The sequence below is a fragment of the Xenorhabdus lircayensis genome (genome assembly GCF_016306625.1).
Taxonomy (GTDB): Bacteria; Pseudomonadota; Gammaproteobacteria; order Enterobacterales; family Enterobacteriaceae; genus Xenorhabdus; species Xenorhabdus lircayensis.
Map to the genome: position 1 here is coordinate 63,106 of NZ_JACOII010000049.1, position 7,302 is coordinate 70,407.

Consider the following 7,302-nt stretch of genomic DNA (forward strand, 5'->3'; position numbering starts at 1 on the left):
CGTAAGGGGAAATCAGCGAATGGTGCGTAGTCGCAGACGTGAGCTAAAATCCGAGATCAATATCGTCCCCTTGCTGGACGTGTTGCTAGTGTTGTTGCTGATCTTCATGGCAACAGCACCGATTATCACGCAAAGCGTAGAAGTCGATTTACCTGAAGCGGTGGATTCAAAAACAGTTTCTAGCTCTGATAATCCACCGGTCATTGTAGAAGTTTCTGGGGTAGGGCAGTACAACATGGTCGTTAATCAGGAACGTTTGGAATTGTTACCTGAACAGCAAATCGTTGCTGAGGCCCAAACCTTGATGAAAGCCAATCCGAAAACGGTTTTCCTAATTGGTGGCTCTAAGGAAGTTCCTTATGATGAAATTATCAAGGCACTGAATATGCTTCGTCAGGCGGGTGTAAAATCGGTGGGTTTAATGACCCAGCCTATCGGAGCCTGACAGCGGCTGTTACTTAAAGTTTCTGGATATCGAGCGTGGGAAAGACAAGCGAGCAAAACAATAGGCTGAATCGCGCCATTATAATTTCGGTAATATTGCATATTATCCTGATCGGTTTTCTGATTTGGGGTTCTCTGGTGCAAAAAACGGAAATGGGGGGGGGTGGCGAAGGTGGTACTGTCATTGATGCAGTGATGGTCGATCCAAATGCCGTGGTTCAGCAATATAACCAACAGCAGCAACAGCAGGCTAATGCAAAGTTGGCTGAACAACAGCGGAAGAAAAAGGCTGAACAGCAGGCTGCTGAATTGCGGGCAAAGCAGGCGGAAGAGCAGGAACGCTTGAAAACGACTGAAGAAGAACGTATTAAAGCACAGCAGGTTGCCGAAGCTCAGAAAAAACAATCTGAGGCTGCTGCCGCTAAAGCTCGTGAAGAGCAAAAACAAGCGGAAGATGCGGCCGCAAAAGCGTTAGCAGAAAAAGAAAGAATTTTAAAAGAGCAGGCTGAAGCCCAACAGAAAGCGGAAATTCAAGCGAAGAAAGAGGCTGAAGAGGCTGCTAAACGCAAAACGGCGGCTGAGGCTAAAGCAGAAGCTAAGGCAAAAGCAGCGGAGGAAGCTAAGGCGAAAGCAGAAGCTAAGGCAAAAGCAGAAGCTAAGGCAAAAGCAGAAGCTAAGGCAAAAGCTAAAGCCAAGGCAGAAGCAACGAAACAGGCTCAAGATGTTGATGATCTGTTAGGTGGATTGACGTCCAACACACCTAAACAGGGGGGAGCGACTGCGGCAGGTAAAGGCGGTGGTAAGAAAAGCGGCCTTTCCGATTCGGATATCAATAATTACAAGGGACAAATTCGAGCTGCAATACAGAATAAATTTATTGACCCAGACCTGTATATTGGGCGTACTTGTGAATTAGAAATAAAACTGGCACCGGATGGCCTTCTAATTGATATCAAGGCGGGAACTGGTGATTCTGCGTTATGTCAGGCAGCAGTTTCAGCTGCCCGTAATGCAAAAATGCCACGCCCACCAAGCAAAGAGATTTATGAGCATTTCAAGAGCTTCTCACTAAGCTTTAAGCCGCAGTAAGATAAATATTTGGTAGAGAAACGTTATTTGCTGGGTAAACCTTCGAATAATGAATATGTACAAACAAAATTATTAGATTTTATTTAGGTATCTAGTTTTGTTTGTTGGCGTTTGTTAGAATCCGGCGGATTATTGCGGGCATATAAAAGATCGCGATAAGGGAGAGATGATGAAGCAAACTTTTAATCAGATGTTTAAACAGAAGTTTAAAATAGTACTGGGCTTTCTAATGCTGTGGGCAGCGCTTGCTCATGCAGAAGTTCGCATTGAAATTACACAAGGTGTTGATTCTGCCCGTCCTATTGGGATTGTCCCATTTAAATGGACTGGTGCAGGAGAAGCTCCAGAAGCGATTGCTTCAATTATTGCTGCGGATTTGAGGAACAGTGGGAAATTTAATCCTATTGATCCTGCTCGTATGCCGCAACAACCGACTACTGCGTCAGAAATAACGCCAGCTGCATGGTCAGCGCTTGGAATTGACTCAGTGGTTGTTGGGCATATTCAGCCAAGTGCAGATGGTAAATTTCTTGTTTCGTATCAGTTTGTTGACACCGCTGGTGCACCAGGAACGGTATTGGCGCAAGAGCAATTCTCAATTGAACAGAAATGGTTGCGTTATGCAGCACACACAGCAAGTGATCAAGTATTTGAAAAACTGACAGGCATTAAAGGTGCATTCCGTACCCGTATAGCTTATGTCGTCAAAAATAGTGGTGAGGGTAAATACCCATATGAACTATATGTCTCTGATTATGACGGCTATAACCAAACTCGGGTACACCGTTCACCTGAGCCACTGATGTCGCCAGCATGGTCGCCGGATGCTTCTAAACTTGCTTATGTTACGTTTGAAAGCGGTCGCTCTGCACTAGTGATTCAAACATTGACAACAAGTGCTGTGCGTCAGGTAGCCTCGTTCCCGCGTCATAACGGAGCGCCTGCATTTTCCCCAGATGGGACTAAACTTGCTTTTGCATTATCTAAAACAGGCAGTTTGAATCTTTATGTGATGGATTTGGCTTCTGGTCAGATTCGTCAGGTAACTGATGGCCGCAGTAATAATACTGAGCCAAGCTGGATGCCCGATAACCAAACACTGATCTATACCTCAGATCAGGGCGGTCGTCCGCAATTGTACAAAATCGATATTAATGGCGGTGCTCCACAACGCCTAACTTGGGAAGGATCACAGAACCAAGATGCAGATGTTAGCCCTGACGGTAGTTTTGTCGTGATGGTTAGCTCGGCAAGTGGCAGTCAGCATATCGCCAAACAGGATCTGGCAACGGGATCTGTCCAAATTTTGACGGATACGTTTCTAGATGAAACGCCGAGTATCGCACCTAATGGCACTATGGTGATTTATAGCTCTACTCAAGGGTGGGGAACTGTATTGCAGCTAGTTTCGACTGATGGGCGTTTCAAAGCGCGTCTTCCGGCTACCAATGGACAGGTAAAATTCCCTGCCTGGTCGCCGTATCTGTGATGCATAATAATATGTATGGCAAACTATAAAAGGATCAAAGAGATGCAACTGAACAAAGTGCTAAAAGGGCTGATGTTAGCTTTACCAATCATGGCCGTAGCAGCGTGTAGTACTAACAAAAATGGCAACAATGATCAGTCAGGTGTAGGCACTGTTGATAATTCTTCTAAAGCGGGTCTGTCTGCTGAAGAATTAGCACGTCAGCAGATGCAAGAGCTGCAAAACAACAATATCGTATACTTCGGTTTCGATAAGTATGATATCAACAGCGAATTTGCTCAGATGCTGGATGCACACTCTGCATTCCTGCGCACTAACCCATCTGTTAAAGTTACTATCGAAGGTCATGCGGACGAACGTGGTACTCCAGAGTACAACATCGCTCTGGGTGAGCGTCGTGCGAATGCAGTGAAAATGTATCTGCAAGGCAAAGGCGTTTCTGCTGACCAGCTCGCTATCGTTTCTTACGGTAAAGAAAAACCGGCTGTACTTGGCCATGACGAAGCAGCATACGCGAAAAACCGTCGTGCTGTAATCGTATACTAAGAGTAATGCATGAACAGTAACTTCAGACGTTATGTGTTGGGTCTGTCGTTATTGGTTGGCGTAGCGGCTCCTTGGGCCGCTACCGCCCGAGCGCCAATCAGTAATGTCGGCTCAGGCTCCACCGATGAGCGCATCTCCCAATTAGAGCGTATTTCTGACGCTCACAGTCAATTATTAACCCAGCTCCAGCAACAGCTTTCTGACTCTCAACGTGATATTGATACACTCCGTGGTCAAATTCAGGAGAATCAGTATCAGTTAAATCAGATCATTGAACGTCAGAAAGATCTTTATCTACAGTTGGATAAAATGACTAATCCATCAAGTGCGGAAAGTTCAGAAAGTAATAATGCTGCCCCTTCGACACAAACCGAGAATAAACAATCCGCTGCGTCAGCGAGTACGGGAAGTGAAAAGGGGGATTATGATGCAGCCGTTTCTTTGGCGATCAATACCAAAGAATATGATAAGGCGATTGCAGCATTTCAAAATTTCGTCAAAGCCTATCCTAAGTCCAAATACTTGTCGAATACTAATTATTGGTTAGGGCAGTTGAATTACAACAAAGGCAAGAAAGACGACGCAGCTTATTATTTTGCTACTGTCGTGAAAGATTATCCTAAGTCACAGAAAAGCAGTGATTCCCTGTATAAAGTGGGTTTGATCATGCAGGAGAAGGGACAAAAGGATAAAGCGAAAGCGGTTTATCAGCAGGTGGTTAAGCAATATTCTGGTACTAATGCGGCGAAAATGGCCGAGAAAAAGCTTTCTGGGATGTAATAATTATCCCCGAAAGGTCATATATCGGTCTTTTCGGGGATGATTGGGCGATTAATAGGCATTCAAACTGGTTTTCTAAAATAAACGTTGCGCCACGCTGAGAAATCAGTAATATAAGCCGCCGTTGGCAGGGATAACTGCCAAACAGGTTTAGATGGGTCGTTAGCTCAGTCGGTAGAGCAGTTGACTTTTAATCAATTGGTCGCAGGTTCGAATCCTGCACGACCCACCATCTAAATCATCAATTCAAACATGCCTTAGATGGGTCGTTAGCTCAGTCGGTAGAGCAGTTGACTTTTAATCAATTGGTCGCAGGTTCGAATCCTGCACGACCCACCATCTAAATTATCAATCCAAACACGCCTTAGATGAATCGCTAGCTCAGTCGGTAGAGCAGCTGGCTTTTAATCAATTGGCCGCAGGTTCGAATCCTGCACGACCCACCATCTAAATTATCAATCCAAACACGCCTTAGATGAATCGCTAGCTCAGTCGGTAGAGCAGTTGGTTTTTATAATCAATTGGCCGCAGGCCGAATCATCCTGCATGACCCACTATCTAAATTTTCAATCAAAACACAGCTTAGCTAGGCTGTTACCCAGCCTGAGTTGCATCATATACATTTACTCATCTTATTTATAAAAACATTACTTTGCCAAGGCATACATGGAAATAATGTATATAATTTCTTATTGGAAATTAAATTTATTAATTTTAGTTGATAAATATCATTGTGTTTTGAATTTATAGGGGATGTAATTTCCATTTGGAAATCGTATTTCTGCGGTGTTATAGTCATTACACGTTTTCCATATGAGATGAGTTGCAGTGAATAAATCACAAAACACGGTAACTGACATGTATTTAGATCAGGCTAATTCGTCTGACAGAAAAGGTGAATTAAGTTTTAAGCTCGTTCTTGTGCTGGGAATGGTAAGTGCAATTGGGGCGCTTTTGTCATTTTCAAAAGACGACAGCACGGAATGTCAGAAGTCGGCTGCACTGGTATTTTTTGTCCGAAGCCGAACGTTTTTGCGCTTATGACTGGCTTTGTCAAAATATTGGTCAAATTTGGCATTGCACAATTTATTGAAAAGCATCTAATCCCCAAAAAAATTTTAACGATTTAAAAATTTTCTCTTGCAAGATAGCAGATCATTCAAAGTCCATTCTGTATTATCAGGTCCATTTGCTTATCGGTTCAGCCCTTCTTTCGCGGTGGTTGAGTGCCATATGATTATATCGTTGTTTACACAAGCACCGACTGAAATGGCCATCACCACCGATACAGCCTAAGAGCGCACTTACCTGCCTGCCCCGGAAGCTTTGCGCGCCCATCTCCTGTTGGCGGATGTGGGTTACGTCGATTTTCAGTATTTTCAACAGGTTTCGCAGTATGGAGGTTCCTTTGTCGTTCGCGGAGGTCAGCCACTCAATCCACGCATTATTGAAGCAAAAAATGCACAGGAAAAACGGCTGCCGAAGCTGAACAACCCCAAGTAAAAAGATATTACGTGTCGAAAAAACAGTTCGGAAATGTTGGAGCTTACTTGTCGCCGTGAAGGTTTTGAGTTTCGCATTATCCGGCGCTGGATGGCTGAAGAACGCCATTATTGTCTGTGGCTGACGAACTTATCTGCAACCGAATTTACCGCTGGAGATATTATGGTGGTGTACCGTTGTCGCTGGCAGGGTGGGTTACTGTTTAAGGAGCTGAAATCGCATACAAACTTGCAGGGCTTTGCAGCGCGCCAGAAATCCCTGATTGAGAATCTTATATGGCTGAGTTTATTGGGATTACTGTTTAGACGTAGCCTGGCAAGGCGTTTACTTCCGATAGTGTTTTTATTGAAAATCGCCAACAATAACTATATTTGGCTACGACCCATATTAAATGGTTTCCTTCAAAAGGCATGGTCAGAAATTGTTTTTTCTCTGCAAGAGCTAAGGAATACTTAACCCAAAATGTTTTCAAGACATCACAAAGAAAAATAAGTAAAAACAGAATATTGGATGAGTATCTTGAAAACATTAACTATTAAGATGTGCCGCATACATTCAGTTAATCGGATTGGACAATTTAGACCTGTTTACCGGTGAATAGAGTATTAGGTCTGTAACTATTTAAAATCAGAGAATATTAAAACTTGAAATCTTATTTTAAATAGTGCCATTGAAATGGCTTTCAGTCTATAAAGACTAAGAGCCTATCCCAAAAGAATTTTATTCCACACAAGCAACCCACAACAAAAATACAGCATGCCTTCATCACGGCTTATTTTCTTTTCCCAACGGATTAATATCCGGCGATAACGATTCATCCCACTATGCGTTCTTTCTACAACCCAACGACTCGTTTTAAAATAAACGGCGCTTTTCATCGCATTGTGTTCTTCTTTCCTCGATTGTATACACGGAATATATCGCTGTTTCCTCAACAATTTTTCTAACCATCCTGCCTCATAGGCTTTATCTGGATAAAGCGATAACGCGTGCCCCGGCCTTCCTATTTCAAGAGGCTCCAGTGTCTCTATGACCAACTTGATGTCATGGGTATTTGCTGGCGCGACGGTCACTGCCAAAGGTAAACCGTTACCGTCAGTCAGAAGACTTCTTTTGACACCTTGTTTTCCCCTGTCTGTCGGGTTGCGACCTGTTTTTTTTTGTTCCCGCTAGCGGGGCCTTAGTCAAGCAGCCATCCAAAGATAACTGGCTCCACTTTATGGCCCCCACTTTTTCACTGGCCAGTAAGCCATTTTGCCAAAATCGTTCAAATACGCCTGCAGCTTGCCATTCCTGAAAGCGGCGATGGGCACTACTTGAAGAGCAAATTCCCGTGGCATTTAGGGCATTCCACTGACATCCGGTTCTCAAGACAAAGAAGATAGCATTCATCGCGGCACGGTTATCGACGCGATGACGATGGCATCCTAAAGGTCATGTATTAAATGGTT

The 7,302-nt window shown here is 43.8% G+C and carries 7 protein-coding genes, 3 tRNA genes and 1 pseudogene; 10 read left to right on the forward strand and 1 reads right to left on the reverse strand.

From position 1 onward, the window contains the following. Nucleotides 1-19 precede the first annotated feature (19 nt). The 10 genes from tolR to H8A87_RS14545 all read left to right on the forward strand — a co-directional run bounded on the left by tolR (nucleotide 20) and on the right by H8A87_RS14545 (nucleotide 6,307). Entirely contained in the window at nucleotides 20-445 is a 426-nt protein-coding gene (gene tolR / locus H8A87_RS14500) for a colicin uptake protein TolR (RefSeq protein ID WP_198690659.1), read from the forward strand. Nucleotides 446-480: 35 nt separating this feature from the next. Continuing rightward, a complete protein-coding gene (gene tolA / locus H8A87_RS14505; protein ID WP_198690660.1) occupies nucleotides 481-1,533 on the forward strand; it encodes a cell envelope integrity protein TolA in 1,053 nt (350 codons plus the stop codon). A 190-nt stretch (nucleotides 1,534-1,723) separates the two neighbouring features. Continuing rightward, nucleotides 1,724-3,022, forward strand: a complete 1,299-nt coding sequence (tolB, locus tag H8A87_RS14510; protein ID WP_198690667.1) for a Tol-Pal system beta propeller repeat protein TolB — start codon at nucleotides 1,724-1,726, stop codon at nucleotides 3,020-3,022. Between the two features lie 42 nt (nucleotides 3,023-3,064). Then, nucleotides 3,065-3,568: a peptidoglycan-associated lipoprotein Pal gene (pal, locus tag H8A87_RS14515; RefSeq protein ID WP_198690661.1), complete on the forward strand. Its 504-nt coding sequence runs from the start codon at nucleotides 3,065-3,067 to the stop codon at nucleotides 3,566-3,568. A gap of 9 nt (nucleotides 3,569-3,577) precedes the next feature. Further along, nucleotides 3,578-4,348 carry a cell division protein CpoB gene (gene cpoB / locus H8A87_RS14520; RefSeq protein ID WP_198690662.1) on the forward strand — a complete coding sequence of 257 codons (771 nt, stop codon included), beginning with the start codon at nucleotides 3,578-3,580 and terminating at the stop codon, nucleotides 4,346-4,348. Nucleotides 4,349-4,504: 156 nt separating this feature from the next. Then, nucleotides 4,505-4,580 (forward strand) — tRNA-Lys (locus H8A87_RS14525). 31 nt (nucleotides 4,581-4,611) lie between these two features. Then, a tRNA-Lys gene (locus H8A87_RS14530) sits at nucleotides 4,612-4,687 on the forward strand. A 146-nt stretch (nucleotides 4,688-4,833) separates the two neighbouring features. Next, nucleotides 4,834-4,902 (forward strand) — tRNA-Lys (locus H8A87_RS14535). A 772-nt stretch (nucleotides 4,903-5,674) separates the two neighbouring features. After that, nucleotides 5,675-5,851 carry a hypothetical protein gene (locus tag H8A87_RS14540; RefSeq protein WP_198690663.1) on the forward strand — a complete coding sequence of 59 codons (177 nt, stop codon included), beginning with the start codon at nucleotides 5,675-5,677 and terminating at the stop codon, nucleotides 5,849-5,851. 33 nt (nucleotides 5,852-5,884) lie between these two features. Next, complete coding sequence (locus tag H8A87_RS14545; protein ID WP_198690664.1) at nucleotides 5,885-6,307, forward strand: hypothetical protein; 423 nt, start codon at nucleotides 5,885-5,887, stop codon at nucleotides 6,305-6,307. 248 nt (nucleotides 6,308-6,555) lie between these two features. Here the strand turns inward: H8A87_RS14545 and H8A87_RS14550 are convergent. Beyond that, a pseudogene (locus H8A87_RS14550) lies at nucleotides 6,556-7,285 on the reverse strand (IS5 family transposase); the annotation flags it as partial. Nucleotides 7,286-7,302: the final 17 nt, after the last annotated feature.

Excerpts from the sequence above, each read along its gene's own strand:
- tolR (WP_198690659.1), top strand. The coding sequence starts at position 20 with ATGGTGCGTAGTCGCAGACGTGAGCTAAAATCCGAGATCAATATCGTC.
- tolB (WP_198690667.1), top strand. The coding sequence starts at position 1,724 with ATGTTTAAACAGAAGTTTAAAATAGTACTGGGCTTTCTAATGCTGTGG.
- pal (WP_198690661.1), top strand. The coding sequence starts at position 3,065 with ATGCAACTGAACAAAGTGCTAAAAGGGCTGATGTTAGCTTTACCAATC.
- cpoB (WP_198690662.1), top strand. The coding sequence starts at position 3,578 with ATGAACAGTAACTTCAGACGTTATGTGTTGGGTCTGTCGTTATTGGTT.
- H8A87_RS14545 (WP_198690664.1), top strand. The coding sequence starts at position 5,885 with ATGTTGGAGCTTACTTGTCGCCGTGAAGGTTTTGAGTTTCGCATTATC.